The organism is Klebsiella sp. HMSC25G12 (assembly GCF_001807705.1).
Lineage (GTDB): Bacteria > Pseudomonadota > Gammaproteobacteria > Enterobacterales > Enterobacteriaceae > Klebsiella > Klebsiella variicola.
The window spans coordinates 13,216-38,515 of the sequence record NZ_KV789913.1; the positions used below are offsets into that span (position 1 = coordinate 13,216).

Below are 25,300 nucleotides of genomic sequence, written 5' to 3' on the forward strand. Positions count from 1 at the left end.
GTCAGCTTCCGCCGCATCTATGAGTATGCCGGCGGCGACTGGCAGGAGGACAACGGCGTCTGGCAGCAGAATGTGTTCGCCTACTACCTCTCCATCGCCTGTAACCACTGCGAAGATCCGGCCTGCACCAAGGTCTGCCCAAGTGGGGCGATGCACAAGCGCGACGATGGTTTTGTGGTGGTCAACGAAGCGGTGTGCATTGGCTGCCGCTACTGCCATATGGCCTGCCCGTACGGCGCCCCGCAGTACAACGCCGACAAAGGCCACATGACCAAGTGCGACGGCTGTCACGAGCGCGTCGCCGAGGGGAAAAAACCGATCTGTGTCGAGTCCTGCCCGCTGCGGGCGCTCGATTTCGGGCCGATTGCCGAGCTGCGCGCCAAGCACGGCCAGCTGGCCGCAGTGGCCCCGCTGCCCTCGGCGCACTTTACCAGGCCGAGTATCGTGATCAAACCTAACGCCAATGCCCGTCCGTGTGGCGATACCACCGGTTATCTGGCAAATCCAAAGGAGGTGTGAGATGGGAAGCGGATGGCATGAATGGCCGCTGGTGCTGTTTACGGTACTGGGGCAATGCGTGGTCGGCGCGACCCTCGTCAGCGGGCTGGGCTGGCTATCGCTGACAAACCAGCGCGAAGCGCAGCAACGGCTGGTGCGCAGCATGTTTTTTATCTGGCTGCTGATGGGCATTGGTTTTCTGGCTTCGGTGATGCATCTCGGTTCGCCGCTGCGCGCGTTTAACTCGCTGAACCGCGTCGGCGCCTCGGCGCTGAGCAATGAAATCGCCAGCGGCGCCTTGTTCTTCGCCGTGGGAGGATTCTGGTGGCTGCTGGCGGTACTGGGCAAAATGCCGGCGGCGCTGGGTAAAGTCTGGCTGGTGATCGCCATGCTGTTGGGGCTGCTGTTTGTTCTGGCGATGACCCGGGTTTACCAAATCGATACCGTGCCAACATGGTACAATGGCTACACTACCAGCGCGTTCTTCCTGACGATGCTCCTCAGCGGGCCGCTGTTCGCCGCCCTGCTGCTGCGGCTGGCGAAAGTCAACTTTAACGGCTGGTTTTTTGCCGGACTCAGCGTGGCCGCGCTGGCGATCGGCGCCGTCGTTATCATCATGCAAAGCGCCGGACTCAGTACCATTCACAGTTCAGTCCAGCAGGCAGCCACCCTGCTGCCAGATTACGGCAAACTCCAGGCGTTACGCCTGATACTGCTGGCTCTCGGTCTTGGCTGCTGGCTGTGTCCGCTGATCCGCCGCCAACCGCCGCGCGCTACGGGGCTGCTGATCGGCCTGCTGTTGGTCTTGATCGCGGAATGTATTGGTCGCGGCCTGTTTTATGGTCTGCATATGACCGTCGGTATGGCGGTTGCCGGTTAATGAGACGGCGCGCTGGCGCGCGCCGCAGAAAGGAATAAGTAATGATGCCGATCCCAAACCGCGACGCTGTCGCGTTAAGCGCCCGCACCCTGGGCGCGCTGTTCTCTTATGCGCCGAATAGCGCGCACATTGCGCCGCTGGTCGCCGCCTTCCAGGACGGCAGCTGGCAGCAACAGTGGCCCTTCCCGGTAACCGCCCCACTGGCGTCAGCCTTTGCCGCGTCGACGGAAGAGTCATTACCGGAAGCCTGGCAACGCCTGTTTATCGGCCCGTGGGCCCTGCCGGCGCCGCCATGGGGATCCGTCTGGCTGGATAAAGAGTCAGTGCTGTTTGGCGATTCCACGCTGGCCCTGCGCGAGTGGATGCGCACGAACGGCATCGCACTGGACGCCGAGCGTAACGAACCGGAAGATCATTTCGGCACCCTGCTGCTGCTGGCGGCATGGCTGTGCGAGACGGAGCAGGATGCGTTGTTTGCCCAGCTGCTGGCCTGGCACCTGCTGCCGTGGTCCGGGCGCTTCCTGAGCGTCTTTGTCGACCATGCCGCCCACCCCTTCTACCAGGCGCTGGGTCAGCTGGCGCAGGCAACGCTGGCGCAGTGGCAGGAGAATCTGCCGATCGCCGTGGCGGAAAAAGCGCTCTATCGTTACCCCTTCACCGCGCCGGTATCCGGCGCGGTTTTATTTCGTCGCTTCCCAGCCCCTCACCCGCACTTATCGCTTTTGCATCTAAGGTTATTCCCTATCACAATAAGGCCATGTTTTCCGAACCTCGCCGTAACTGATGCACCGTCTTCATCCCTATCCTGATGTGCAGGTGATGTTTCGCCGCCTGCTGATCGCCACGCTGATTGGCCTTCTCGCCGCCCTGGCGGTGGCGCTGTTTCGCCATGCGATGGTGGTGCTGGAAACGCTGTTTCTTGGCAATGACAGCGGGAGCCTGGTCAACGCGGCGCAGTCGCTGCCGGCGTGGCGGCGGCTGATTACCCCGGCGCTGGGCGGCCTGGCGGCAGGGACACTTCTCTGGCTGTGGCAGCGACGCAGCATCGCGCGCCCGCATGCCGCCACCGATTATATGGAAGCCCTGGAGACCGGCGACGGTTGCTTCGATACGCCGGCAAGCCTGGTGAAATCGCTGGCGTCATTGCTGGTCGTGGTCACCGGCAGCGCGATTGGCCGGGAAGGCGCCATGATCCTGCTGGCCGCGCTGGCGGCGTCGCTGTTCGCCCGCCGCTTCACGCCGCAGACTGAATGGAAGCTGTGGGTCGCCTGCGGCGCCGCTGCCGGGATGGCCAGCGCCTATCATGCCCCACTGGCCGGCAGCCTGTTTATTGCTGAAATTCTCTTTGGCACGCTGATGCTGGCCTCGCTTGGGCCGGTCGTTATCTCGGCGGTGATCGCCCTGCTGTTGACGCAGTTTCTCAACGGCGGCGCCGCGCCGCTGTACCACGTCGTCCTGCAGCAGAACCTCAGCGCGCTGCACTATGGTTTAATGCTGGCGACTGGCCTGCTGGCCGGGCTGTGCGGCCCGCTGTTTATCTGGCTGATGGACTACAGCCACCGCGGGTTCGTCAAACTGAAACTGACGCCGCCGTGGCAGCTGGCGCTGGGGGGGCTGATTGTCGGCGGCTTATCGCTCATCACCCCGGCGGTGTGGGGCAACGGCTACAGCGTGGTGCAAAGCTATTTGCAGATGCCGCCGTCCGGCGTACTGCTGGCCGGCGTTTTCCTGTGCAAACTGCTGGCGGTGCTGGCCAGCAGCGGCTCCGGCGCGCCGGGCGGGGTCTTTACCCCCACGCTGTTTGTCGGCCTGGCGATGGGCATGCTGTTTGCCAGCGTCAGCGGGCTATGGCTACCGGGGAATGAAGAGATGGCTATGATGATCGGTCTGACCGGCATGGCGGCGTTTCTGGCTGCCACCACCCATGCGCCAATCATGTCGACCCTGATGATTTGTGAGATGACCGGGCAGTATGCGCTGCTGCCCGGCCTGCTGATCACCTGCGTGGTGGCGTCGGTGCTGTCGCGGACGTTACGCCGGGATTCGATCTATCGCCATCACGTTGCCGAGCATGTCTAAGTCGACGTAGCGGCTCAGCTCACGCTGTTCGGCGCGCGGCAGGTACGGCAGCTCGCCAATCAGCGGCGCCGGCAGCTTCTTACTGAGGACATCGATGATTTCAGCGTAGTGCGCGAGACCGGGGTTGATGCGGTTGGCCACCCAGCCGATCAGCGGCAGCCCGTCATTGGCGATCGCCTGGGCCGTCAGCAGCGCATGGTTGATACACCCCTCCTGGATCCCCACCACCATCAGCACCGGGAGCTGCTCCTGTACCACCCATTCGGAGAGCGGTCGCAGGTCGTTCATCAGGCTGCGCCAGCCGCCGGTGCCTTCAACCACCACGTGATCGACCTGACCGGCCAGTCGCTGCAAACCATCCGACAGCAAACCGTAGTTGATCGGGCAGCTGTGCGCCACGCTGCTTTCGTCTTCACTTAACGCTATGGGATTGACAGCCTCATACGGCAACGCCAGCGTGGAGACGCTCTGCAGCACCAGCGCGTCTTTGTTACGCAAACCGTCTGGCGTCTCTTTGCTGCCCTTCGCCACAGGCTTGTACCCGGCCACGCTTTTGCCTCTGGCAGCAAGTGCCTGCAACAGCGCACGGGAAACCACTGTCTTCCCGACAGAGGTGTCTGTACCTGTAATAAAGAAACGCTTAAACATCACTAACCCCACAGTTTTGTCGATGAAATATACGGGAGAGAAATAATCAACAGTGGGCAAAGTCTACGTGATGCCGCCAGAGGTCGGCTTGAGATAGCGCAATTTTTGGTGTGACTATGAAAAAATGTTAACCCTGTAACAGTCGTATGAGTAAGGATCCGTTATAGAGCGCATCCTTGACCAGCGCCGCACCAGCCATCGTGCCACGATTAGAAAACTGGGTGCTTTCAACCGCGATATGCTGGCTGTAGGCCGGGAGCGATTGTTGCCGAATGCAGCTGGAAATTGCCGGAAAAAGGATATCTGCCGCCAGATTAAACGGCGAGCCAATCAGAATTTTCTGCGGGTTAAACAGATTGACCATGATCGCCAGAATCCGCCCGACGTGGTTACCCACGCCGCTGATAATGTCTCTGGCCAGCAGATCGCCCTGCAGCGCGGCCTGGCACAGCCACTCCACGCTCAGCGGACGCTGGTGCAGCAGCGAGCTCATCGACTGGGCCATGCGCATCTGCGCCAGCTCCAGCACGCTCTCTACGCTGGCAATGGTTTCCAGACAGCCATGGTTGCCGCAGTAGCAGCGCTTGCCGTAGGGATCGACCTGAGTATGGCCGATCTCCACCAGGCTGCTGCTGCCAGCATGCAGCAGGCGTCCGTCGGTGATAACCCCGGCGCCGACGTTATGATCGATGACCACCTGAATGACATCCCGGGCGCCGCGCGAGGCGCCGAACAACGATTCCGCCATAGTCCAGGCGCTGATGTCATGCTGAATGTAGACCGGCACCCCGGTATGGTTGGCCAGCACATCGCCCAGCGGCACATCTTTGACATCCTCATAAAACGGCATGCGATGAATAATGCCATTTTCGGTATCAATAATACCCGGCATCGTCATGGCGATGGAGGTGAGCCGTTCCAGCTTCTTCTGGTGGCGAATAAAGAACCGATCGATATGATCAATAATACGGGTCAGAAACGGCGTGCTGTCGGTGAGGGCCAGCTCCAGCTGATCCTCCACCACCAGCTGACTGCTTAAATCACGCAGCGAAAGGTGGATTTCGCCGCGGCTGATGCGCACCGCAAGATAGTGCCAGGCCTCGGTTTCTACCATCAACCCCACCGCCGGGCGGCCACGGCTGCCGGGCTCCTGGATCTCCGTCTCCTGCACCAGATGCGCTTCCAGCATCTCGCGGACAATCTTGGTGATGCTGGCGGGAGCCAGTTGCGCAAATCGGGAGAGGTCGATACGCGATACCGGGCCGAGCTGATCAATCAGGCGATACACGGCGCCCGCATTGGTCTGCTTAATTTGATCGATATGGCCTGGTTGACTATCCGCTACCACCATTGACTCCCTTTATTTTCGCGCTTCGAAATAAACTTTCGGCTATGGTGAAGCACTTCGATGGTGAACGTCAAATTTTTACTTAGCCTTGTGATTTACCGCACATTTCCAGCCCCTTTTCGCCTCAATTGTGCTCGGTTTTCCAGGCCAGCAGCGACTCGCGAAAGCGTTTTGCCAGCGCTCCCTGTTCATGATGTTTCGACCACACCAGCCACATCTCCGACACCGCATCCTGTTCGTCGATCGGCAGCCAGCGCATTTCACTGAGCTGTACGCGCTGAAAGGAGGCAGGCAGGATAGACACCCCCAGTCCGGCGGCCACCAGACCAATAATGGTCATCGCCTCCCCCACCTCCTGGGCAATCACCGGCGTATGACCGTAACGACGCAGCAAGCCGAGGATATCGTCATACAGGCCGGTACCCACGTGCGGGTCGAAAAAGACGAAGGGTTCGCGCGCCAGCGCCGCCAGGCTGACCGAGGGCTGGCGGGCCAGCGGATGGTCGGCCGGGACCATCGCCAGCAACGGCTCGCGCAGCACCCGCTCCCACGCCAGGGTGTCCGGCAGTTGGGTATTGCGCAGGAGCCCCAGATCGAGAGCCCCCTCGCTCAGTGGCACAATCTGTTCGCGGGTGTTGGTCTCGCGGGTCAAAATATGCACATCCGGGTAGCGCTGACGAAACATCGACAACGTATCGGATACCGCCTTGATAAAGGGGGCCGAGGAGGTAAAGCCGATACGCAGTTCGCCGGTTTCACCGTGATGCAGACGCGCAGCGCGGGCGGCCGCGTCATCCACCTGGGCAAGAATTTGTCGGCTATCGGCGAGAAACTGCTTTCCGGCCGCCGTCAGACTGACGCTGCGATTGGTGCGCGCAAACAGGCGGGCACCGGTCTGCTGCTCGAGGATCTGAATTTGCTGGCTTAACGGCGGTTGAGAAATATTCAGTCGCGCTGCGGCCCGGCCAAAATGTAATTCCTCGGCGACGGCGACAAAATAGCGCAGATGACGCAACTCGATATTCATATTTAAAACGTCTTATTTGAGATTATTAATATATTAGACAGAATATTTACATTTTCATACCCTAAAAATGTGAGCTGAATGGTCACAACATTCTGTTGGTAAGCAGCAACTTCTACGCAAGGAATTCTCTGTGAGTCGTACAACAACCGTTGACACCGTGCCGGCGGGCGAGGTCAGCGTCGCTGGTGCATCCCGCCCGGATCAGTTTATTAAGCGCGGCACCCCGCAATTTATGCGCGTCACCCTCGCGCTGTTCTCCGCCGGTTTGGCCACCTTTGCTCTGCTCTACTGCGTGCAACCGATCCTGCCGGTGCTGTCGAACGAGTTCGGCGTCTCCCCGGCCAGCAGCAGTATTTCACTCTCCATTTCCACGGCGATGCTTGCGGTGGGCCTGTTGTTTACCGGCCCGCTGTCCGACGCCATCGGGCGCAAGCCGGTGATGGTCACCGCCCTTCTGCTGGCCGCCTGCTGCTCGCTGCTGTCGACCATGATGACCAGCTGGCACGGCATCCTCATTATGCGTGCCCTGATCGGCCTGTCGCTGAGCGGCGTGGCGGCGGTCGGCATGACCTACCTGAGTGAGGAGATCCACCCCAGTTTCGTCGCCTTTTCGATGGGGTTATATATCAGCGGCAACTCCATCGGCGGCATGAGCGGCCGCTTGCTGACCGGGGTCTTTACCGATTTCTTCGGCTGGCGCGTGGCGCTGGCGGTGATCAGTGGCTTCGCGCTGGCCGCGGCCATCATGTTCTGGCGCATTCTGCCCGAGTCGCGCCATTTCCGCTCGACCTCGCTGCGACCGAAAAACTTGCTGATCAACTTCCGTCTGCACTGGCGCGACCGCGGTCTGCCGCTGCTGTTCGTCGAAGGTTTTCTGCTGATGGGCGCTTTTGTCACCCTGTTTAACTATATTGGCTACCGGCTGATGATGTCGCCATGGTCGCTAAGCCAGGCGGTGGTAGGCCTGCTGTCGGTAGCTTATCTCACCGGGACCTGGAGTTCACCGAAGGCAGGGGCCATGACCGTACGCTTTGGCCGCGGACCGGTGATGCTCGGCTTTACCGCTGTCATGCTCTGCGGCCTGCTGCTGACGCTCTTTTCTTCCCTGTGGCTTATTTTCATCGGCATGCTGCTGTTTTCCGCTGGCTTCTTCGCCGCGCATTCCGTCGCCAGCAGCTGGATTGGCCCACGCGCCCGCCGCGCCCGCGGTCAGGCGTCATCGCTGTATCTGTTCAGCTATTATTTGGGTTCAAGTCTTGCCGGGACGTTAGGCGGGGTATTCTGGCATCACTACGGCTGGAACGGCGTCGGTGGGTTTATCGCGCTGCTGCTCCTTGCCGCGCTGTTGACCGGCACCTGCTTACATCAACGACTGAAATAGTCGCGTGTGACGTGGCCTGCGGGCCACGTTTCACCACATGCCCATAATGGAAGACAAGCCCATCAACTCTCTGACGGCATCAACGGACAGCAGTGCAATAAACAGCCAGGTGAACGGATTCATAAACCACCCCCGAACCTCCAAACCTGTGTAATCGATCACAGTTTAGTACCGATATGTTACCGTTTTCTGTCACACCGATCACAGAGGTGAGCTTATTCTCCCGCCATGTGTCTTTCCCTTCCCCTGTGCGCAACGCTCGACCCGCCGGGCGTATCAGGATAGTGTAGAAGGATACCGATAACCTGTTCATTCACCTGTCACGGACCGAACGCCACTATGACTGAAAATACGCCTTATCAGCAGCTTACTCGTACCTTTCAGCGCCTGTCGCGCTTTTCGCATCTCTCCGCCATCGCTGGCTGGGATATGTTTGCGATGATGCCCCCAGGTGGCAGCGCCGCCCGGAGCGAAGCGCTGGCGGAGCTCGGCGTGCTGCAGCATCAGATCCTGACCGATAAAAAAGTGGGCCAATGGCTGCAGGAGGCCCGCCAGCAGGACCTCAACGACGTCGAGCAGGCCAATCTGCGGGAGATGCAGCGTCAGTACGATCAGGCCGCGCTGTTACCGGAGAGCCTGGTGGAGGCAAAATCCCTTGCTGGCAGCCGCTGTGAGCATGCCTGGCGCAGCCAGCGTCCCGCTAACGACTGGGCTGGCTTTGCCGACAATCTTCGCGAGGTGGTCAAGCTGAGCCGTCAGGAAGCGCAGATCCGCGCCGATGCCAGAGGCGGCTCACGCTACGACGCGCTGCTCGATATTTTCGAACCAGATATGACCAGCGCCCGGCTGGATAGCCTGTTTGCCGACCTCAAGTCCTGGCTGCCTTCCCTGCTGCGGCAAGCGGTCGCTAAGCAAGCGACGCAGACATTACTCGCCCCGCAGGGGCCTTTCCCGATTGCCGCTCAGCGCGAGCTGGGCCTGCAGGCCATGCGTATCCTCGGCTTTGACTTCGACGGCGGGCGCCTCGACATCAGCGCTCACCCGTTCTGCGGCGGCGTCCCCCAGGATGTGCGCATCACCACCCGCTACAACGAAAACGACCTGCTCAGCGCCCTGTTCGGCGTGATCCACGAAACCGGCCACGCCCGCTATGAACAGAATCTGCCTCGCCCGTGGGTCGACCAGCCGGTAGGACTCGCTCGCTCCACCGCTATCCACGAGTCGCAGAGCCTGTTTTTTGAAATGCAGCTGGGACGTAGCGAGCCTTTCCTCAACCGCCTGTTACCGGCGGTGCGTGAGCGTTTTGGCGATCAACCAGCCTTTAGCAGCGACAACTTTGTCGCCTGGAATCAGCGGGTGAAACCGGGCTTTATTCGCGTCGATGCCGATGAGGTCAGCTACCCGGCGCATGTGATCCTGCGTTATGAAATTGAACGCGCGCTGATTGACGGCGAGATTGAAGTAGATGATATCCCGGCGCTGTGGGACGAGAAGATGCAGCACTGGCTGGGGCTGTCGACCACCGGCAACTACCGGGACGGCTGCATGCAGGATATTCACTGGACCGACGGCGGATTCGGCTATTTCCCTTCCTATACGCTGGGTGCGATGTATGCCGCCCAGCTGATGGCCGCCGCCCGGCGCGCGCTGCCGACGTTAGACCGCGATATTGCGGAGGGCGATTTCAGCGCCCTGTTCGACTGGCTGCGGCAGAATATCTGGCAGCATGGCAGCCGCTTCTCCACCTCGCAGCTGATCCAGCAGGCCACCGGCGAGGATCTCAACAGCCGCTACTTCCGCGAACACCTTACCGCCCGCTATCTGTGATCGTACGCGCCGGGTTGCCCGGCGCGTCCTTCCACTCCCCACGGCCAGGCGTGTTGTACATTCGGTTACACGCCGATACCAAACACTCACGGAAAGCTCGAAAAGACAAGCATATAGTGATTTCACCGGCCCCGCAGTGGGGTTGAAATTAAGAAAACTTTTCGAGGATATCAGAATGAAAAAAGTATTAGCTCTGGTCGTTGCCGCTGCTATGGGTCTCTCTTCTGCCGCTTTCGCTGCTGACGCAGTAAGCACCACTCAGGCACCGGCTGCTACCCACAGCACTGCTGCCAAGACCACCCATCACAAAAAACACCACAAAGCCGCGGCAAAACCAGCTGCAGAGCAGAAAGCTCAGGCTGCCAAAAAACACAAAAAAGCAGAAGCTAAACCAGCCGCTGCCCAGAAAGCCCAGGCCGCTAAAAAACACAAAAAAGTAGAAGCTAAACCCGCTGCTCCGCAGAAAGCTCAGGCGGCTAAAAAGCACCACAAAGCTGCGGCTAAACCGGTAGCACAGAAAGCGCAGGCTGCAAAAAAACACCACAAAACCACTAAACACCAGGCCGCTAAACCTGCTGCACAGCCGGCAGCATAATTCCTCCCGGTGAACTAACCTTCTTAATAATCGGCGCTGTTTCAGCGCCGTTTTTTCTGGAGAGCACTATGCTGCGGCGCTATCGTTTCGAGCTCATCCTGATCCTGTTAATCATTTGCGCAGTGGTTGCTACCCGCTTTTTCCTCTATTAATCATTTCCGCCACGCTCTCATTTACTGCTTCTGCTGGCTTTGCAGAATAATAAATACCGTACGGCGATCGCTGACGACACCTTCCCGCGTCTCATTACCCTGAAATTCCTGCGGCACAAAAAATGCCCGGCGCCCGAAGACGCCAGACACTGTAGTCATAAACTAGCGCGCGCCGGCCACCTCGTTGTGACCAGACGCTTCACAGTACGCGCACCGCTTCCATCACCAGATAACCGGTCGCGCCCCAGATAGCAACTGAGACCAGGGAAACATAAACCAGTGCGCGAATACCTTTTTTAGACATATACCCTCCCAACGTCGGGGAAATAGAATTCAGGCTATCATCGCCGGTATTACCTCTCTATTTACTCAACGGCGGAGTGACGGTAACAACGTTTTCGGTGAGAAAATGTTTCGCATTGAAAATAATTACGAGAGGCGTAAAGAAGTGCGAATTCTGGTGAAGTTTTGGCGGGCAAGCACATTATTTTTCAGCGAATCGCTGGCAAACCAGGAATAATCTTAATATCCGGTTGGTGAATTATTCGCCGGGTTCAGTACGTTCTGATACACGAATTTTGTTGCGTCGGACGTCGCTTTCTGCGGAAATAGCAACAGCGTTCAGCTGGTATTAACCGCTTGAAATCAGACGGTTTTGCCAGCGGCAGCGTCAGCCCGTCTCGCCTGATGGCAACGGTTTGGCCTGCTTAGAATTATTGTTTACTTTCAAAAACTTAAATCTCCTGCTACTGTCAATAGACATCATAGCCTCCCCAGAGAGTGATATGCGTAGAGACGTTCTGTTATTGCTGTGTTCATTTTATCTGTTACCTCTGGGCGCACATGCCGATGATAGCGGACTGAGCGCCAAAGATATTAAGACGCTGTTTTTCGGCCATGATGACCGAAAAGCGGTGAGCCACCCCGAGGAAAGCCCGTGGGATGCGATCGGCCAACTGGAAACCGCCAGCGGCAATCTGTGCACAGCGACGCTTATCTCCCCTCACCTGGCGCTGACCGCTGGCCACTGTCTGTTGACGCCTCCGCGCGGCAAACCGGACAAAGCGGTTGCTCTGCGCTTTATTTCGCGCAAGGGCGGCTGGGTATATGAAATTCACGGCATTGAAGGGCGAGTGGATCCGGCCTTAGGTAAGCGCCTGAAGGCCGATGGCGATGGCTGGATCGTGCCCTCCGCCGCGGCGCCGTCAGATTTTGGCCTGATCGTACTGCGCTATGCTCCCTCGGGCATCACGCCGATCCCACTCTTCCCGGGTAGCAAGGCCGATCTCACCGCTGCGCTGAAGGCAGCGGACCGTAAAGTGACCCAATCGGGATATCCGGAGGATCATCTGGATAATCTGTACAGCCATCAGGATTGCATCGTGACCGGCTGGGCGCAAAACAGCGTGCTGTCGCATCAGTGCGATACGCTGCCAGGTGACAGCGGGTCGCCGCTGCTGTTGAAAACGGAGGACGGCTGGCAAGTGATCGCCGTGCAAAGCTCCGCTCCCGGTCCGCAGGATCGCTGGCGGGCTGACAACCGCGCCATTTCGGTTACCGGCTTTCGCGATAAGCTGGAAGCACTGGCCGGAGAGTAATCACCCCTGCGACTGACGCCGCTGCAGCAGATCGGCGATCGGCATCGGTTTACTGAAATAGTACCCCTGAAGCCGGTCGCAGCCGGCCCGCCGCAGCAGCGTCAGCTGCTGCGGATCCTCAACCCCCTCCGCCACGACCGTCATCCCCAGCGCGCGGGCAATGCGCACCGTCCCGCGCACCATCTCCGCCGCCTGTTCATCGCTGTCCACCCGCCCGGCGAGAGATTTGTCGATCTTCAGGCTATCAAAGCGAAAGCGGCGTAAATAGCCAATACTTGAGTAGCCAGTGCCAAAATCGTCCAGCGCCACGGCAATACCCTGGGCCTTCAGATTCTCCACCACCGCCTGCGAACGTTCCGGATTTTCCAGCACATAGCTCTCCGTCACCTCCACCTGCAGGCGCGACGGCGGAAAGCGGCAGGCCGCGACGGTCTTCATCACCCGGTTTTCAAAAGCCGGGTCGCGAAATTGCGCTGGCGAGATGTTCACCGACAAAAGGAGATCGTCAACCGGCTGCAGGTCGCTGCAGGCGCGTTGCAGAACGAACTGCCCGAGGGCATCAATCAGGCCGCTGCTCTCGGCGATGGCAATAAACGCATCCGGCGCCAGCGCCCCCTGCGGGCGTCGCGGCCAGCGCAGTAGCGCCTCCACGCCGGTCATCGCCAGGGTATCGGCATCGACCACCGGCTGATACCAGACCTCAAATTCATCCTGCTCCAGCCCCTGGCGGATGCCGTTCTCAATCATCAGTTGATGACGCCGCACAGCATCCAGCGCATCGTCATACCAGGCCGTCCGCCCCTTCCCGCTCTTCTTGGCATGGTACATGGCGATGTCGGCCCGGCGAAACAGCTCGGTACTGGAACATTCCGCCGGGGCGCCGCTGGCGATGCCAATGCTGGCGCCGATATAAATTTTGCGTTTGCTGAGCGTCACTGGCGCTTTCAGCAGCTCCAGCGCTGCCCAGGCGAACGCCGCCGCCCGGTCAATCGCCTTTGCGCCGCTCACCGCCATGGCGAACTCATCCCCGCCCATCCGCGCCAGCATGGCCCCCGTCGGTACCCGCGTCTGTAGGGCGCTGGCGATATGGCGGATCAGGGCGTCGCCGACATCATGACCATAGTTATCATTGACGTCCTTAAAACCATCCAGATCGATAAACACCACGCACTGAATATCGTGTTTCCCCGTCTCGCATACCTGGCTTAACCGCAGCAGAAGCGCTCGCCGGTTAGGCAGACGGCTCAGCCAGTCAATCATGGCTATCTCCCGCGCCTGACGCTCCCCGCGCGCCAGCTTATACATGCCCAAACTGCTAAAAAGGATAAACAGCAGGATCAGGCTGGCCGCCACCCCGGCGATCAGTCCCATGCTGCCTGACGAGGCCTGCGCCGCTTCAGCGCCAGGCAGGCGCGGCTGCCAGGCCAGGTATCCCAGCACCTCACCCGCCTGCGTTCGCAGCGGAATACGGTAGGCGCCAGGACCCTCGGCGAGATGCAGATGACGAATCTGAAAGGTGTCACCCAGGCGCTCCAGCAGTTGGGGGTTGATATGCCGGGTTATCACCAGATAGCGCCGCGTCGCATCAAATACCTGAAGCCGACCTGTCGTTGGGCGTATCAGGCCGATGCCGACAAAGGCGATCCCGGCCTCCGTGCGCGTGATACCGGCAAAGGCGTTTTTTCCCTCACGCAATGCCTGTGCATGAGAGCGGATCAGACTGGTCAGCCCAGCCCCAAGAAATGAGAGGTCAGTCCGGGGCAGCACCTGGCTCTGAAAGGCGCCCCACAGGATACGATAATGTTCATCGAGGACAAAGGTGCCATCGTACAGGTTATTGATTTTGAAGCCTGATCCCCAGGAATCGTAAAGCCATTTCTGATCGAGTGACGGGGCGTAGGTCTGCGTTACCGCGTCATCCCAGATGGCATTGTCCAGCACCAGCGACAGCACCCGATTGACCGAGGTCTGTACCGCCCCTTCCACCGACAGCACCGAACGCTGCTGATCGATTTCATTAGATTTGCTGGCAATCAGGTGTTGTGAGAGATACAGCAGAGAAATGACCGACGCGGTGAGTCCAAGGCCGGCGAGGAATATCATTATTGACAACGTCCTGGCGGAAGGAATTTTCCGCCAGCCGAAAGCAGTGAACATGCGCAGTCCTCATCGTCACCAGGCACACTATCAGCGAGGGGCTGATCTTGAGTTAAGCATACTACAGAGGACCTGTTTTGCCGCCTGGCTTTGCAGGCGGCGAGACGTCAGGCGAGTTTAATTAACACCATGCCGGCCACCAGCAGGATGAGCCCCGCCCAGCCTTTGTTATTCAGGCGCTGACCAAACAGCACCCAGCCGGCGGCGATGGTAGCCGCGATACCGAAGCCGCCCCACAGCGCATAGGCGACCGAGAGATCGATCCCTTTAACCGCCTGCGACAGGGCGCTGAACGCGCCCAGCACCGCCGCCAGGGACAGGATGCCGTAGACCTTGCGGCGGAAGCCATCGGAAAACTTCAAAAAGACGTTGGCAATGATTTCAAGCACGATGGCGACGGCCAGCCACGCGGCGTGGATCCACTCAAACTGCTGCATGGGCCACCTCCTGCTTTGACGACGCTTTTTTCTGGGTGCCGGACTTAATTAAGACGATCCCCACCACCAGGGTGGTCAGGCCGGCGATCTTCAGCGGCGACAGGCTTTCATCAAACAACAGCACGCTAAACACGGTAATCAGCAAAATGCCGATCCCTTCCCATAGCGCGTAGGCCACACCCAGGGCAATTTTTTTAACCGCAAAGGCAAGAAAAATATATGACAGAGCAATCATGGCCAGCATTAAAATAAAACCGGTATGACCACCGCTCACGCTCGCCCATTTCATCGACAAGGTGCCGGTAATTTCAGCAACAATAGCTAAAGCTAATAAAATCCAATAAAACATGATCCCTTCTCCTGCTTGAGAATATAATCCATTACCGTTTACGCGAGGCGTAAACAGGAAAATTTCTGACGTAGATTTCGCTGTGCGCTTGGCGCCAGCTCAGGCAGAGAGAAGGTGACTATAGCGCCGAATGCCAGTGCTGCTCGCCGGCAAAACGGGAAAAAGAGAGAGAGACTGCGGGGTGGTTTAAAATATACATCCTGAACTGATTGTCCATAAAATTACAATTATCCGCGGTGTTGCTTCTCGTCCGTTGCGGATGAAAATTGTCCTCAGTAGTTATACACAGATAAATTTGTAGCATAGTGCTACATTTAATTCAAAGAATTTGCAATTCTTTACGCCGCCGTTTTGCTTCAATGCGTTTTTTCTGCAAAAAAACGTCATTATGCTAATGTAACGCAACCTGTTAATAGGCAAGGAAGATTGAGGTCGGGACCTATGGCTAAACCCATTATTACACTTAACGGATTAAAGATGGTCATCATGCTGGGCATGCTGGTGATCATCCTTACCGGCATTCGCTTTGCGGCGGACATTATTGTCCCCTTTATTCTCGCCCTCTTTCTGGCGGTGATCATTAATCCGTTGGTACAACTGCTGGTCCGCTGCCGGGTCCCGCGCGTGCTGGCGATCTCGATGCTGATTGGCCTCATCGTCATGCTGGCCATTGTGCTGCTGGCCTCGCTGGGGACCTCGCTTAACGAGCTGGCGCGCACCTTACCGCAATATCGCAACTATCTCTACGAGCCGATGCAAACCATCGCCCCCTGGCTGCAGCGCATGGGGTTCACCGTCTCGGTGGTGGAGCTGAATAAATACATCGACCCTAACGCGGTGATGACGCTGGTCACCAGCCTGCTCACTCAGCTGTCGAACGCGATGTCCTCGATTTTTCTGCTGCTGCTGACGGTGGTATTTATGCTGCTGGAGGTCCCCCAGCTTCCCGCCAAGCTGCAACAGCTGATGTCCCGTCCGGTTGAAGGGATGGGCGCCATTCAGCGGGCCATCGACAGCGTGTCGCATTATCTGGTGCTGAAAACCGCGATTAGCCTGGTGACCGGCCTGGTGGTCTGGGGCATGCTAGTGCTGCTGGACGTGCGCTTCGCCTTCATGTGGGGACTGCTGGCCTTCGCGCTCAACTATATTCCCAATATTGGCTCCGTGCTGGCGGCCATCCCGCCGATCCTGCAGGTACTGGTGTTTGGCGGGCTGTACGAGGCGCTGGTGGTCCTGGCCGGCTACCTGATCGTCAACCTGGTGTTCGGCAACATTCTGGAGCCACGGGTGATGGGACGTGGCCTGGGGCTCTCCACGCTGGTAGTGTTTCTGTCCTTGATCTTCTGGGGCTGGCTATTGGGCCCGGTCGGCATGCTGCTGTCGGTGCCACTGACGATTATCGCCAAAATTGCCCTCGAGCAGACCAGCGGCGGTCAGAGTATTGCTTTCTTATTAAGTGATGTCAGCAAAGAATAACCCCTTCTCACGGCCGACCGAGTGCCGGCCGGCTTCCTCACCTGCGCTCTTCTCTTAGACCACTACGCCTTTCGTATTATTGATCCCTATCACAAACGGTAAGACCCAATCGTTACTCTAAAGCTAACAATTAGCCGCCGTGCTTAATTGATGCGCAGCGCCGCACATCGCACACTAACTTCCACCAGGACAAACAAAACGATTTGTCGAATCAGGAGGTTAACAATGAATGCTGAACAAACGACGGCGCGGGTCTGGAACCGTCGCCGGACGGAAAAACAGCGGCGGCTGGCCGAAGCGAAGATCGCCGGCAAAGTCATCCCCACTGACCAGCTGGTCAGCGTACTGGAAAATCTGCTCGCCCCGGGCGATCGGGTGGTGCTGGAAGGCAACAACCAGAAACAGGCTGATTTCCTCTCCCGCATGCTCGCCGAGGTCAATCCGCAAAAAATTCACGACCTGCATATGATTATGCCCAGCGTCGGGCGCAGCGAGCATCTGGACCTGTTTGAAAAAGGCATTGCCCGTAAACTGGATTTCTCTTTCTCCGGCACCCAGAGCCTGCGCATTTCGCAGCTGCTGGAAGATGGCCTGCTCGAAATCGGCGCCATCCACACCTATATCGAACTCTACTCCCGCCTGTACGTTGATCTGTCGCCAAACGTCGCGCTGATCGCGGGCTATAAAGCCGACCGCAAAGGCAACCTGTACACCGGGCCAAGTACTGAAGATACCCCGGCGCTGGTCGAAGCCGCCGCCTTCCACGATGGCATTGTGATAGCCCAGGTCAACGAACTGGTGGACGACGAATGCGATCTGCCGCGCGTCGATATTCCCGGCTCGTGGATTGATTACGTGGTGGTCGCCGACAAACCGTTCTTCATTGAACCGCTGTTCACCCGCGACCCGCGCCTGATTAAGCAAGAACACATTCTGATGGCGATGATGGCGATCAAAGGCATCTACGCGGAGCATCAGGTGCAGTCGCTTAACCACGGTATCGGCTTTAATACCGCTGCTATTGAACTGCTGCTGCCCACCTACGGCGAACAGCTCGGCCTGAAAGGCAAAATCTGTAAACACTGGACGCTGAATCCGCATCCGACCTTAATCCCGGCCATCGAGAGCGGCTGGGTGGAGAGCGTGCACTGTTTCGGCGGCGAACTGGGGATGGAAGAGTACATCCGCGCCCGCCCGGATATCTTCTTTACCGGCCCGGATGGCTCAATGCGCTCTAACCGCGCCTTCTGCCAGCTGGCAGGTCAGTACGCGGTAGATATGTTTATCGGTTCGACCCTGCAGGTTGATGGCCTGGCTAACTCCTCCACCGTCACCCGCGGCCGCCTATCCGGCTTCGGCGGCGCGCCGAACATGGGCCACGACCCGCACGGTCGCCGCCACGCCACCCCGGCCTGGCTCAATATGATCACTGAACCAGACCCGATGCAGCGTGGGAAAAAACTGGTGGTGCAGATGGTCGAAACCTTCCAGGCCGGCGTGAAACCGACCTTCGTTGAAACCCTCGACGCGGTTGAGGTGGCGAAAACCTCCGGCATGCCGCTGGCGCCGGTGATGATTTATGGCGATGACGTGACTCACGTGCTGACCGAAGAAGGTATCGCTTACCTGTACCGCGCGGAGAGCCTTGAAGAGCGCCGGGCGATGGTCGCCGCGGTGGCCGGGATCACCGATATTGGCCTCGGGGTGGACGCCAAACGCGTCGCCGCCCTGCGCCAGAGCGGCAAAGTGGTGTACCCGGAAGATATCGGCATTCGCCGTAGCGATGCCACCCGCTCGCTACTTGCGGCCGGCAGCGTCGCCGACCTGGTGGAGTGGTCCGACGGACTGTACAACCCACCGGCAAAATTCCGGAGCTGGTAATGAAAAATCTCTCCCCCCTGCACGCAGAAAGCCGCGTCAGCTGGCTGGCGCATACCGCCAGCGCGTGTCTGATTGACGAAGCCCGTCTGAGTCCGAAACCGGGCCTGGTCGATAGTCGCGGCAACGGCGCGCATCAGGATCTCAATCTGGACCTGATGGAACGCTCCGCCCGCAGCCTGCAGCCGACCTTTCACGCGCTGGCGCAGCAAAGCTGGCAGCGTCCGGCGGATATCGCCCTGCGCGAAACCGTCGGCCGCCTCGGTCGCGAAGGTGAAGCGCAGATGATGATGGCGACAGGTGGAGTTAACACCCACCGCGGCGCCATTTGGGCGCTGGGCCTGCTGGTCAGCGCGGTGGCGATGTTGGGTGGAGAGGGTCAATCACAGGCGATCGCCGCCGCCGCCGCCGCCCTTGCCCGCCTGCCGGACGGTTTCGCGCCGAAAAGCTTTAGTAAGGGTCTGCGCGCCAGCCGCCGCTGGCAGGTGCCGGGCGCACGCGAGGAAGCGCAGCGCGGATTTCCGCATGTTACCACCCTGGCGCTGCCGCAACTGCGGCAGAGCCGGGCGCGAGGCGCCAGCGAGCCGCAGGCGCGCCTTGATGCGCTGATGGCCATCATGACCTCGCTGAGCGATACCTGCGTGCTGTCGCGCGCCGGCATGAACGGCCTGCACGCTATGCAGCAAGGCGCTCGCGAGGTTCTGGCGGCGGGCGGTTGCGCCAGCGTCGCCGGTCGCGCCGCGCTGGCGCGCCTTGATGGGCAGATGCTGGCGCACAACGCCTCGCCGGGTGGCGCGGCCGATCTCCTTGCCGCCACCCTGTTTCTCGACCGGGTTGCCGGCTAACGCATTCAGAGGATGTTATGGAACAGATTACATTGTCATTTCCTGCCAACCGCGCCCTCAGCGGCAAAGCATTGGCAGGGGTCGTAGGTTCAGGCGATATGGAAGTGCTTTATACCGCCGCACAGAGCGCCACGCTCAACGTACAGATCACTACCTCCGTGGATAACAGCCAGGCGCGCTGGCAGGCGCTGTTCGACAGGCTGAACCTGATCAACGGTCTGCCCGCCGGGCAGTTGATTATCCACGACTTCGGCGCCACGCCGGGCGTCGCCCGTATTCGTATTGAACAAGTCTTTGAGGAGGCCGCTCATGCGTAACGATCGCAGCTTTATCGAACTGCGCGCTCGCGAACGCGCCCACGCCCTGCTGGACGACGGCAGCTACCGCGAACTGCTGGATCCGTTTGAAGGCATTATGTCGCCGTGGCTCGGCGCGCAGGGCATCGTCCCGCAGTCCGACGACGGTATGGTGGTCGCCAAAGGCACGATCAACGGCCAACCTGCGGTGGTGATTGCCATCGAAGGCACCTTCCAGGGCGGCAGTATGGGCGAAGTCTCCGGCGCCAAAATGGCCGCCGCGCTGGAGCTGGCGGCGGAAGATAACCGCAACGGTATCCCGACCCAGGCGGTGCTGTGCCTCGAAACCGGCGGCGTACGTCTGCAGGAGGCCAACCTCGGTCTGGCCGCCATCGCCGATATTCATGCCGCGATTGTCGACCTGCGCCGCTACACCCCGGTGGTCGGCATTATTACCGGTACCGTCGGCTGCTTCGGCGGCATGTCCATCGCCGCGGCGCTGTGCAGCTACCTTATCGTCACCCGTGAAGCCCGTCTCGGCCTCAACGGCCCGCAGGTTATCGAGCAGGAAGCCGGCATTGAAGAGTACGACTCCCGCAACCGTCCGTTTATCTGGAGCATGACCGGGGGTGAAATTCGCGCCGCCAGCGGGCTGGTCGACGCGCTGGTTAACGATGGCGTTAATGCCGTTAAAACCGCAATGAATGAGGCGATCGCCAAAGGCGTACCGGCCCAGCACCGTAGCGACAACTATGACGATTATCTGCGTCGCTTGAGCCAGTTCGATACCCGCCAGCAGGCGGATACCGCGCAGATTAAACAGCTTTTTGCCCGGGAGGATAAATAATGAATCAGTTCCCAAACCGCGCCGCGCTGTGGCTGAATAAACTGGCGCCCGATGCGCCGCTGATGAGTGGTCTGTGCCCTTCGGTGCAGGTCGCAGATGGCCAGATTGATGGTGAAAGCGTCCGCTTTATCGCCGTGGTGCCTGACGCCAACAACCACTACCCGCGCGCCGCCGGCGGCGAAGTCGGCTTGCTGGAAGGCTGGACGCTGGCGAAAGTGGTCAATGAAACCATCGCCGCTGACGCCGACCAGCCTGTGAAACGGCCGATCGTCGCGGTAATTGATGTCCCGAGCCAGGCCTATGGCCGCCGCGAAGAAGCTTTCGGCATCCATCAGGCGCTGGCCGGGGCGGCAGGCGCCTACGCCAAAGCCCGTCTTGCCGGCCACCCGGTGATTGGCCTGATTGTCGGAAAAGCGATGTCCGGGGCGTTTCTGGCCCACGGCTATCAGGCCAACCGCCTGATCGCCTTTAACGATAGCGGTGTGCTGGTCCACGCGATGGGTAAAGAATCGGCAGCGCGCATTACGCTGCGTACCGTGGAGGCGCTGGAGAAACTGGCGGCGACAATCCCGCCGATGGCCTACGACGTCAGCAACTATGCGACGCTCGGCCTGCTCTCCGCCCTTCTGGATATTAATAATCCGGATGCGCCAGACGAAGGCGATCTGTCGCTGGTCAGCCGTACCCTGCGCGACGCCATCGCTGACGCGCGCAAAGATACCTCACTGAAGTGCCGCCTGGGCGCGGAAAACCGCCGCAGCTCACAACTGGTTCGCGATCGCATGCGCGCCAGCTGGTAAGACGTTCGTACGTAAGTAGTAGAAGAAAACCTGCCGGAAGCTGTCCCCCGGAGCGCGGAATACACGCTCCGGGAAGGGACGGTTTTTAGAAAAAATAACAATCGCGCCAGTACTCTATTTTATTTACAGGTGATTTATGACTTATGTGATTATTCATGCTCTTGCCCCGATTTTCGTCATTATGCTGCTGGGCTTCTGGGCTGGTAAGGCCGGGATGGTAGATAATAAAAATGTCTCCCTGCTCAATATCTTTGTAATGGATTTTGCCTTACCCGCCACGCTGTTTAGCGCCACGGTACAAACGCCGTGGGCCGGTATCGTCGCCCAGTCGCCGCTGGTGCTGGTGCTGACCGGCGCGATGTGGATCACCTATGCCGCGATCTACTTCCTCGCCACCAGCGTGTTCAAACGCACGCCGCAGGATGCCGCGGTGCTGACCCTCACCGTCGCCCTGCCAAACTATGCCGCGTTGGGTCTGCCGATCCTCGGCAGCGTGCTGGGTGAAGGCGCGTCAACCTCGCTGTCGGTGGCGGTCTCTATCGCCTGCGGCTCGGTACTGATGACCCCGTTCTGCCTGCTGATTCTGGAACGTGAAAAAGCCCGCGCCGCAGGTGAAAACAGCGGTTCTACGCTGGCGATGCTGCCGGTGCTGATGTGGCGCTCGGTGAAAAAACCGATCGTCTGGGGCCCGCTGCTTGGGGTGGTGCTTTCCGCTATCGGCATCAAAATGCCGGAAATGCTGCTGGCCTCCATCAAACCGCTGGGCCTGGCCGCCACCGCCGCCGCGCTGTTCCTCACCGGGGTGATCCTGTCGGCACGTAAACTGCAGCTCAATGCGCTGATCGCCACTTCCACCATCGTGAAACTGCTGGTGCAGCCGTTTATTGCCTGGGGTCTGGTGATGCTGCTGGGTCTGCACGGCTCTATCGCCATTACCGCGATCCTGATGATTGCCCTGGCCGCCGGCTTCTTCGGCGTGGTCTTCGGCAACCGCTTCGGCGTCCAGTCTCCTGATGCTGAAGCCGTGCTGCTGTTGAGCTCGGTTCTGTGTATCCTGTCGCTACCGCTGTTTATCTCTTTGACTTCAGGACTGTAAACCATGCCATCAACGCCGCGTCCCCACGATTTAGTTTGGTTAAACCACGCCAGCGCTCTGGAGGCTATTGCCGAGCCGTGGGTGGCTCAGCAGTGGCGAGCCGCGCTGCCGGTGGTGGTGAGGCGCGACGTTGACGGCCAGGCCCGCATCCCGGTTGGGGTGCGGGGCATGAAGCGCGAACAGCGCGCCGCCGGTTGGGTACAGGCGCACAATATCGTGCGCAGCGTCACCCCGGAGATGCTTGTCGAGCGCGAAGCATTACTCTGTTCGCCGTTTGTCTCGCAGCCGCCGGTTCAGGCGGCTATCGCCCTCACCTTACACCGCTGGCCCTGGGGCTGGGGCGTCACCGGCAGTACCGGCTACGCGCTGGCAACCGAAATCCCGGTGCTACATGCGGCAAGCGATCTGGATCTGCTGATCCGCGCGCCGCAGCCGCTGGACCGCGAGGCATTGCTGGAATGGCAGGCCCGGGTGGCCCTACTACCGTGCCGCGCCGATACCCAGGTAGAAACGCCCTACGGCGCCTTCGCCCTTAATGAGTGGCTGCGCGATGGCCGTGCGCTGCTGAAAACATCCCATGGCGCACGCTTAACCGCGACGCCGTGGCACAGGGAGGAATGATGAAGATTTTATTTACTTTTCCCGGTCAGGGCGGCCAGCGCCCCGGCATGCTGGCGGCCCTCCCCGATCGCGAGGCTATCTTCACCCAGGCGCGCGCCGTGCTGGGGGATGAAGTCGCTACTCTCGATAGCGCCGACGCGCTAAAACACACCCGTGCGGTACAACTCTGTCTGCTGATCGCCGGGGTCGCCTGGGCGCGCGAGCTACAGCGCCAGGGCGTGGATCCGCAGATGGTCAGCGGCCTCTCTATCGGCGCGTTTCCGGCAGCGGTGATTGCCGGCGCGCTCGATTTCGCCAGCGCGTTGCGCCTGGTGGCGCTGCGCGGCGATTTAATGGAGCAGGCTTATCCCGAAGGTTACGGGCTGACGGCGATTATGGGGCTGACCCGCCCGCGGGTTGAGGCGCTGATGCAGGGCCACGAGGTTTATCTCGCCAACCTCAACGCCGAAACGCAGATCGTGATCGCCGGGCGCGATGAGGCGATGGCCGAGGTGGCGCAGCTGGCGCTGCGGGCTGGCGCCAGTAAAGCCCAGCGGCTGGCGGTCAGCGTACCCTCGCACTGCGCACTGCTGGATAAACCCGCCGCAGCGCTGGCAAAAGCCTTTGCCGACGTCACCTTAACGCGCCCTCAGCGCGCCTATTTAAGCGGCTCGACGGCGCGCGTGCTGTGGGATCCGCAGCGGATCGCCGACGATCTGGCGATGAACATGGCGCGCACCGTGCACTGGCAGGAGGCGATGATCGCCGCCGATGAACGCGACGCCAGGCTGGCAATCGAGATGCCGCCCGGCGGGGTGCTCACCTGCCTGACCCGCCAGGCGGGCTGGCGCGGCGAGACCATTTCGCTGGAGCGCAGCGGCGTAGATGTCGCCCGCCATCTGGCGCAGCGGCTTAGCGATTAATACTGCGGGCGTACATCCGCCCTTCCGCCGCCAGCGCCAGCAGGTCGGCATCGCGCTCGCGATGGTGCGAATAGACGATAGAGATCAGCTGGCGCATCTGATAGGGTTCCGCCAGCTTTAACAGCTGCACATCGTTTTCATAGACTTTCTTCATGCGTCCCGGCAGCAACGCGAAGCCGACGCCTGCCTGCACCAGACTTATCATCGAAAAGATATCATTCACCCGGGTCACAATTTCCGGCTCAAAACCGGCCACCTGAAAGGCCTCCTGAAACCCGGCATAAGTCGCAAACCCTTCCGCCAGCGAAACAAACTTACGATCGGCATAATCGCGCAGGTCAGCGAGCTGAGTGGTATTCAGCTGTTCCGTCGCCGGCGCGGCGAGGAAGATATCATCTTCAAACAGCGGCACCACGTCGAAGGCCGAATGATTGTACTCGCCTTCATTGGTGGCGATTAAGATAGCATCCAGCGCATCGTCCTCCAGCATATCCAGCAGCATCTGGTTAGAGCCCATGGTCAGATCCAGCTCCAGCTCCGGGCGACGCAGCTTCATCCCCATAATGATGCGCGGAACGGTTTCCAGGGTCAGCGAATAGAGGGTACCGATGCGCAACCGTCCCTGACCGACGCCGGCGACTTTACGCGTCGCCTCAAGCCCACGGCTCATCAGACTCATCACATCCTGGCAGTATTCCAGCAGCGTCCACGCCGCCTGCAGCGGCAGCAGGTTGCGCCCTTTGTGGACAAACAGCGGGCAGCCGACCCCCTCTTCGAGCGTATGCAGCGCGCGGTGCACGCTAACGCTGCTGAGCTTCATGGCTTCGGCGGTTCTGGCGATATTGCCCTTCGCCATAAACATCATAAAGACCGACAGCTTGCGGAAGGTGATCTCCTGGTTAATATCCTCTTGCATGGCCCTTCCACACTCCTGGTTTAATTTTCTTTTACAAATTCAAGCCAGTATAACAATAACCACGAAAACTATTTTGATTGCGACCACTATTGTCGACCGCTGCCACCAGCAACCAAAAAAATCACGTATCACCTTGTGAATTTTATCAGTTGTCCGCCGATCATCGGACCGCAATCGGCGTAATCACTTTCACGATACGCAGATATAGGCAAAAAAACGCGCGCTCTCGCCCGCACCAGCCTTAACACGGAGCAGGTGCCCAGTGCCTGTAAAACACGACAGCCGGTCGCTTATCGGGCCCATACCAGCTGTACGTACGCAAAACCATCAGAAATCCGGTGATAATGAGATCGGCTTCGCCGACAATTGCGTGGCCAACATCGGCATTACTGGCAAGGAGATATCAATAGAGACTAAGGTGAAGACTATCAGGCCGCTCAAAATCAAGTTAAAGATAATCTTTTAATAAGGTTGACCTTAATTTTCGTCCCGGACAGGCGGTTATGTAAATAACGAAAATAATGAGGTTGAGCCTCTCCCGGAAACGACTGCTTCAGACATTGTACAGTACCATCAAAAACGGGGATGTGGATTGGATATGAATGTTGTATGATGCCGGCAAGGATAGCCACTTAAACATTGAGGGA

General features: G+C 59.4%; 25 protein-coding genes and 1 pseudogene. 17 read left to right on the plus strand and 9 right to left on the minus strand.

The window, feature by feature from the left end:
• The 4 genes and pseudogenes from HMPREF3096_RS22380 to clcB all read left to right on the plus strand — a co-directional run.
• Window positions 1–519 (plus strand): 4Fe-4S dicluster domain-containing protein (locus HMPREF3096_RS22380; protein ID WP_228704807.1); only part of this gene is annotated, 519 nt, incomplete at its 5' end.
• 1 nt (window position 520) lies between these two features.
• The gene (locus HMPREF3096_RS22385) at window positions 521–1,378 is read left to right on the plus strand and encodes a DmsC/YnfH family molybdoenzyme membrane anchor subunit (protein WP_023340086.1); all 858 of its coding nucleotides are present in this window, start codon (window positions 521–523) and stop codon (window positions 1,376–1,378) included.
• Between the two features lie 41 nt (window positions 1,379–1,419).
• Window positions 1,420–2,025: pseudogene (dmsD, locus tag HMPREF3096_RS22390) on the plus strand (Tat proofreading chaperone DmsD); the annotation flags it as partial.
• Window positions 2,026–2,161: 136 nt separating this feature from the next.
• The gene (gene clcB / locus HMPREF3096_RS22395; protein WP_032730279.1) at window positions 2,162–3,457 is read left to right on the plus strand and encodes a voltage-gated ClC-type chloride channel ClcB; all 1,296 of its coding nucleotides are present in this window, start codon (window positions 2,162–2,164) and stop codon (window positions 3,455–3,457) included.
• On the opposite strand, the gene bioD is transcribed toward clcB, so the two are convergent.
• The 3 genes from bioD to HMPREF3096_RS22410 form a co-directional block, all read right to left on the minus strand.
• Entirely contained in the window at window positions 3,410–4,105 is a 696-nt protein-coding gene (gene bioD / locus HMPREF3096_RS22400) for a dethiobiotin synthase (RefSeq protein ID WP_012541855.1), read from the minus strand. The two genes, clcB and bioD, sit on opposite strands and share 48 nt — an antisense overlap.
• 127 nt (window positions 4,106–4,232) lie before the next feature.
• Window positions 4,233–5,453 (minus strand): sugar metabolism global transcriptional regulator Mlc, encoded by a 1,221-nt coding sequence (mlc, locus tag HMPREF3096_RS22405; protein WP_032691385.1) that lies wholly within the window; start codon window positions 5,451–5,453, stop codon window positions 4,233–4,235.
• 124 nt (window positions 5,454–5,577) lie between these two features.
• A complete protein-coding gene (locus tag HMPREF3096_RS22410) occupies window positions 5,578–6,480 on the minus strand; it encodes a LysR family transcriptional regulator (protein WP_008805022.1) in 903 nt (300 codons plus the stop codon).
• A 130-nt stretch (window positions 6,481–6,610) separates the two neighbouring features.
• Between HMPREF3096_RS22410 and HMPREF3096_RS22415 the strand changes: the two genes are divergently transcribed.
• Window positions 6,611–7,861 carry an MFS transporter gene (locus tag HMPREF3096_RS22415; protein WP_008805023.1) on the plus strand — a complete coding sequence of 417 codons (1,251 nt, stop codon included), beginning with the start codon at window positions 6,611–6,613 and terminating at the stop codon, window positions 7,859–7,861.
• 30 nt (window positions 7,862–7,891) lie between these two features.
• Here HMPREF3096_RS22415 and HMPREF3096_RS31225 read toward each other — a convergent pair whose 3' ends face one another.
• Window positions 7,892–7,984, minus strand: coding sequence for a KPN_01571 family protein (locus HMPREF3096_RS31225; protein ID WP_004206050.1), 93 nt, complete (start codon window positions 7,982–7,984; stop codon window positions 7,892–7,894).
• 216 nt (window positions 7,985–8,200) lie between these two features.
• Here HMPREF3096_RS31225 and HMPREF3096_RS22420 point away from each other — a divergent pair, with 216 nt between their 5' ends.
• Together HMPREF3096_RS22420 and asr are read left to right on the plus strand one after the other, a co-directional pair.
• On the plus strand, window positions 8,201–9,688 hold the full coding sequence (locus HMPREF3096_RS22420; RefSeq protein ID WP_032730277.1) for a carboxypeptidase M32: 1,488 nt from the start codon (window positions 8,201–8,203) through the stop codon (window positions 9,686–9,688).
• 175 nt (window positions 9,689–9,863) lie between these two features.
• On the plus strand, window positions 9,864–10,283 hold the full coding sequence (gene asr / locus HMPREF3096_RS29800) for an acid resistance repetitive basic protein Asr (RefSeq protein ID WP_043875352.1): 420 nt from the start codon (window positions 9,864–9,866) through the stop codon (window positions 10,281–10,283).
• Window positions 10,284–10,456: 173 nt separating this feature from the next.
• Here asr and HMPREF3096_RS31065 read toward each other — a convergent pair whose 3' ends face one another.
• Window positions 10,457–10,594, minus strand: coding sequence for a hypothetical protein (locus tag HMPREF3096_RS31065; protein WP_153690771.1), 138 nt, complete (start codon window positions 10,592–10,594; stop codon window positions 10,457–10,459).
• A gap of 626 nt (window positions 10,595–11,220) precedes the next feature.
• Between HMPREF3096_RS31065 and HMPREF3096_RS22430 the strand changes: the two genes are divergently transcribed.
• Window positions 11,221–12,033, plus strand: a complete 813-nt coding sequence (locus HMPREF3096_RS22430; protein ID WP_012968314.1) for a trypsin-like serine peptidase — start codon at window positions 11,221–11,223, stop codon at window positions 12,031–12,033.
• Here HMPREF3096_RS22430 and HMPREF3096_RS22435 read toward each other — a convergent pair whose 3' ends face one another.
• From HMPREF3096_RS22435 to kpnE, 3 genes are all read right to left on the minus strand, one after another.
• Window positions 12,034–14,190, minus strand: coding sequence for a putative bifunctional diguanylate cyclase/phosphodiesterase (locus tag HMPREF3096_RS22435; RefSeq protein WP_016160957.1), 2,157 nt, complete (start codon window positions 14,188–14,190; stop codon window positions 12,034–12,036). It abuts the gene before it with no gap.
• 107 nt (window positions 14,191–14,297) lie between these two features.
• A complete protein-coding gene (kpnF, locus tag HMPREF3096_RS22440) occupies window positions 14,298–14,627 on the minus strand; it encodes a multidrug efflux SMR transporter subunit KpnF (RefSeq protein ID WP_008805028.1) in 330 nt (109 codons plus the stop codon).
• On the minus strand, window positions 14,614–14,976 hold the full coding sequence (gene kpnE, locus HMPREF3096_RS22445; protein ID WP_008805029.1) for a multidrug efflux SMR transporter subunit KpnE: 363 nt from the start codon (window positions 14,974–14,976) through the stop codon (window positions 14,614–14,616). The genes kpnF and kpnE overlap by 14 nt, the downstream gene beginning before the upstream one ends.
• Window positions 14,977–15,417: 441 nt before the next feature.
• On the opposite strand from kpnE, the gene HMPREF3096_RS22450 reads away from it, so the two are divergent.
• The 9 genes from HMPREF3096_RS22450 (at window position 15,418) to mdcH (ending at window position 23,737) form a co-directional block, all read left to right on the plus strand.
• Window positions 15,418–16,452: an AI-2E family transporter gene (locus tag HMPREF3096_RS22450; protein ID WP_008805030.1), complete on the plus strand. Its 1,035-nt coding sequence runs from the start codon at window positions 15,418–15,420 to the stop codon at window positions 16,450–16,452.
• A 225-nt stretch (window positions 16,453–16,677) separates the two neighbouring features.
• On the plus strand, window positions 16,678–18,333 hold the full coding sequence (gene mdcA, locus HMPREF3096_RS22455; protein ID WP_008805031.1) for a malonate decarboxylase subunit alpha: 1,656 nt from the start codon (window positions 16,678–16,680) through the stop codon (window positions 18,331–18,333).
• Complete coding sequence (locus tag HMPREF3096_RS22460; RefSeq protein WP_032730275.1) at window positions 18,333–19,175, plus strand: triphosphoribosyl-dephospho-CoA synthase; 843 nt, start codon at window positions 18,333–18,335, stop codon at window positions 19,173–19,175. The genes mdcA and HMPREF3096_RS22460 overlap by 1 nt, the downstream gene beginning before the upstream one ends.
• A gap of 17 nt (window positions 19,176–19,192) precedes the next feature.
• Window positions 19,193–19,492 (plus strand): malonate decarboxylase acyl carrier protein, encoded by a 300-nt coding sequence (gene mdcC, locus HMPREF3096_RS22465; protein WP_012541865.1) that lies wholly within the window; start codon window positions 19,193–19,195, stop codon window positions 19,490–19,492.
• Window positions 19,485–20,318, plus strand: a complete 834-nt coding sequence (locus tag HMPREF3096_RS22470; protein ID WP_012541866.1) for a biotin-independent malonate decarboxylase subunit beta — start codon at window positions 19,485–19,487, stop codon at window positions 20,316–20,318. The genes mdcC and HMPREF3096_RS22470 overlap by 8 nt, the downstream gene beginning before the upstream one ends.
• The gene (gene mdcE / locus HMPREF3096_RS22475) at window positions 20,318–21,118 is read left to right on the plus strand and encodes a biotin-independent malonate decarboxylase subunit gamma (protein WP_032730273.1); all 801 of its coding nucleotides are present in this window, start codon (window positions 20,318–20,320) and stop codon (window positions 21,116–21,118) included. Before HMPREF3096_RS22470 ends, mdcE begins: the two co-directional genes overlap by 1 nt.
• A gap of 136 nt (window positions 21,119–21,254) precedes the next feature.
• Window positions 21,255–22,214 carry an AEC family transporter gene (locus HMPREF3096_RS22480; RefSeq protein WP_012541868.1) on the plus strand — a complete coding sequence of 320 codons (960 nt, stop codon included), beginning with the start codon at window positions 21,255–21,257 and terminating at the stop codon, window positions 22,212–22,214.
• A 3-nt stretch (window positions 22,215–22,217) separates the two neighbouring features.
• On the plus strand, window positions 22,218–22,835 hold the full coding sequence (locus HMPREF3096_RS22485) for a malonate decarboxylase holo-ACP synthase (RefSeq protein WP_032730271.1): 618 nt from the start codon (window positions 22,218–22,220) through the stop codon (window positions 22,833–22,835).
• Entirely contained in the window at window positions 22,835–23,737 is a 903-nt protein-coding gene (gene mdcH / locus HMPREF3096_RS22490) for a malonate decarboxylase subunit epsilon (RefSeq protein WP_023340079.1), read from the plus strand. Before HMPREF3096_RS22485 ends, mdcH begins: the two co-directional genes overlap by 1 nt.
• Here the strand turns inward: mdcH and HMPREF3096_RS22495 are convergent.
• The gene (locus HMPREF3096_RS22495; RefSeq protein WP_032730268.1) at window positions 23,727–24,653 is read right to left on the minus strand and encodes a LysR family transcriptional regulator; all 927 of its coding nucleotides are present in this window, start codon (window positions 24,651–24,653) and stop codon (window positions 23,727–23,729) included. The two genes, mdcH and HMPREF3096_RS22495, sit on opposite strands and share 11 nt — an antisense overlap.
• Window positions 24,654–25,300 lie beyond the last annotated feature (647 nt).

Excerpts from the sequence above, each read along its gene's own strand:
- clcB (WP_032730279.1), top strand. The coding sequence starts at position 2,162 with ATGCACCGTCTTCATCCCTATCCTGATGTGCAGGTGATGTTTCGCCGC.
- mdcH (WP_023340079.1), top strand. The coding sequence starts at position 22,835 with ATGAAGATTTTATTTACTTTTCCCGGTCAGGGCGGCCAGCGCCCCGGC.
- HMPREF3096_RS22420 (WP_032730277.1), top strand. The coding sequence starts at position 8,201 with ATGACTGAAAATACGCCTTATCAGCAGCTTACTCGTACCTTTCAGCGC.
- mdcE (WP_032730273.1), top strand. The coding sequence starts at position 20,318 with ATGAATCAGTTCCCAAACCGCGCCGCGCTGTGGCTGAATAAACTGGCG.
- HMPREF3096_RS22470 (WP_012541866.1), top strand. The coding sequence starts at position 19,485 with ATGCGTAACGATCGCAGCTTTATCGAACTGCGCGCTCGCGAACGCGCC.
- mdcC (WP_012541865.1), top strand. The coding sequence starts at position 19,193 with ATGGAACAGATTACATTGTCATTTCCTGCCAACCGCGCCCTCAGCGGC.
- HMPREF3096_RS22485 (WP_032730271.1), top strand. The coding sequence starts at position 22,218 with ATGCCATCAACGCCGCGTCCCCACGATTTAGTTTGGTTAAACCACGCC.
- kpnF (WP_008805028.1), bottom strand. The coding sequence starts at position 14,627 with ATGCAGCAGTTTGAGTGGATCCACGCCGCGTGGCTGGCCGTCGCCATC.
- mdcA (WP_008805031.1), top strand. The coding sequence starts at position 16,678 with ATGAATGCTGAACAAACGACGGCGCGGGTCTGGAACCGTCGCCGGACG.
- bioD (WP_012541855.1), bottom strand. The coding sequence starts at position 4,105 with ATGTTTAAGCGTTTCTTTATTACAGGTACAGACACCTCTGTCGGGAAG.
- HMPREF3096_RS22435 (WP_016160957.1), bottom strand. The coding sequence starts at position 14,190 with ATGTTCACTGCTTTCGGCTGGCGGAAAATTCCTTCCGCCAGGACGTTG.
- HMPREF3096_RS22385 (WP_023340086.1), top strand. The coding sequence starts at position 521 with ATGGGAAGCGGATGGCATGAATGGCCGCTGGTGCTGTTTACGGTACTG.
- HMPREF3096_RS31225 (WP_004206050.1), bottom strand. The coding sequence starts at position 7,984 with ATGAATCCGTTCACCTGGCTGTTTATTGCACTGCTGTCCGTTGATGCC.
- HMPREF3096_RS31065 (WP_153690771.1), bottom strand. The coding sequence starts at position 10,594 with ATGACTACAGTGTCTGGCGTCTTCGGGCGCCGGGCATTTTTTGTGCCG.
- HMPREF3096_RS22495 (WP_032730268.1), bottom strand. The coding sequence starts at position 24,653 with ATGCAAGAGGATATTAACCAGGAGATCACCTTCCGCAAGCTGTCGGTC.
- HMPREF3096_RS22480 (WP_012541868.1), top strand. The coding sequence starts at position 21,255 with ATGACTTATGTGATTATTCATGCTCTTGCCCCGATTTTCGTCATTATG.
- HMPREF3096_RS22410 (WP_008805022.1), bottom strand. The coding sequence starts at position 6,480 with ATGAATATCGAGTTGCGTCATCTGCGCTATTTTGTCGCCGTCGCCGAG.
- HMPREF3096_RS22430 (WP_012968314.1), top strand. The coding sequence starts at position 11,221 with ATGCGTAGAGACGTTCTGTTATTGCTGTGTTCATTTTATCTGTTACCT.
- HMPREF3096_RS22460 (WP_032730275.1), top strand. The coding sequence starts at position 18,333 with ATGAAAAATCTCTCCCCCCTGCACGCAGAAAGCCGCGTCAGCTGGCTG.
- asr (WP_043875352.1), top strand. The coding sequence starts at position 9,864 with ATGAAAAAAGTATTAGCTCTGGTCGTTGCCGCTGCTATGGGTCTCTCT.
- kpnE (WP_008805029.1), bottom strand. The coding sequence starts at position 14,976 with ATGTTTTATTGGATTTTATTAGCTTTAGCTATTGTTGCTGAAATTACC.
- HMPREF3096_RS22450 (WP_008805030.1), top strand. The coding sequence starts at position 15,418 with ATGGCTAAACCCATTATTACACTTAACGGATTAAAGATGGTCATCATG.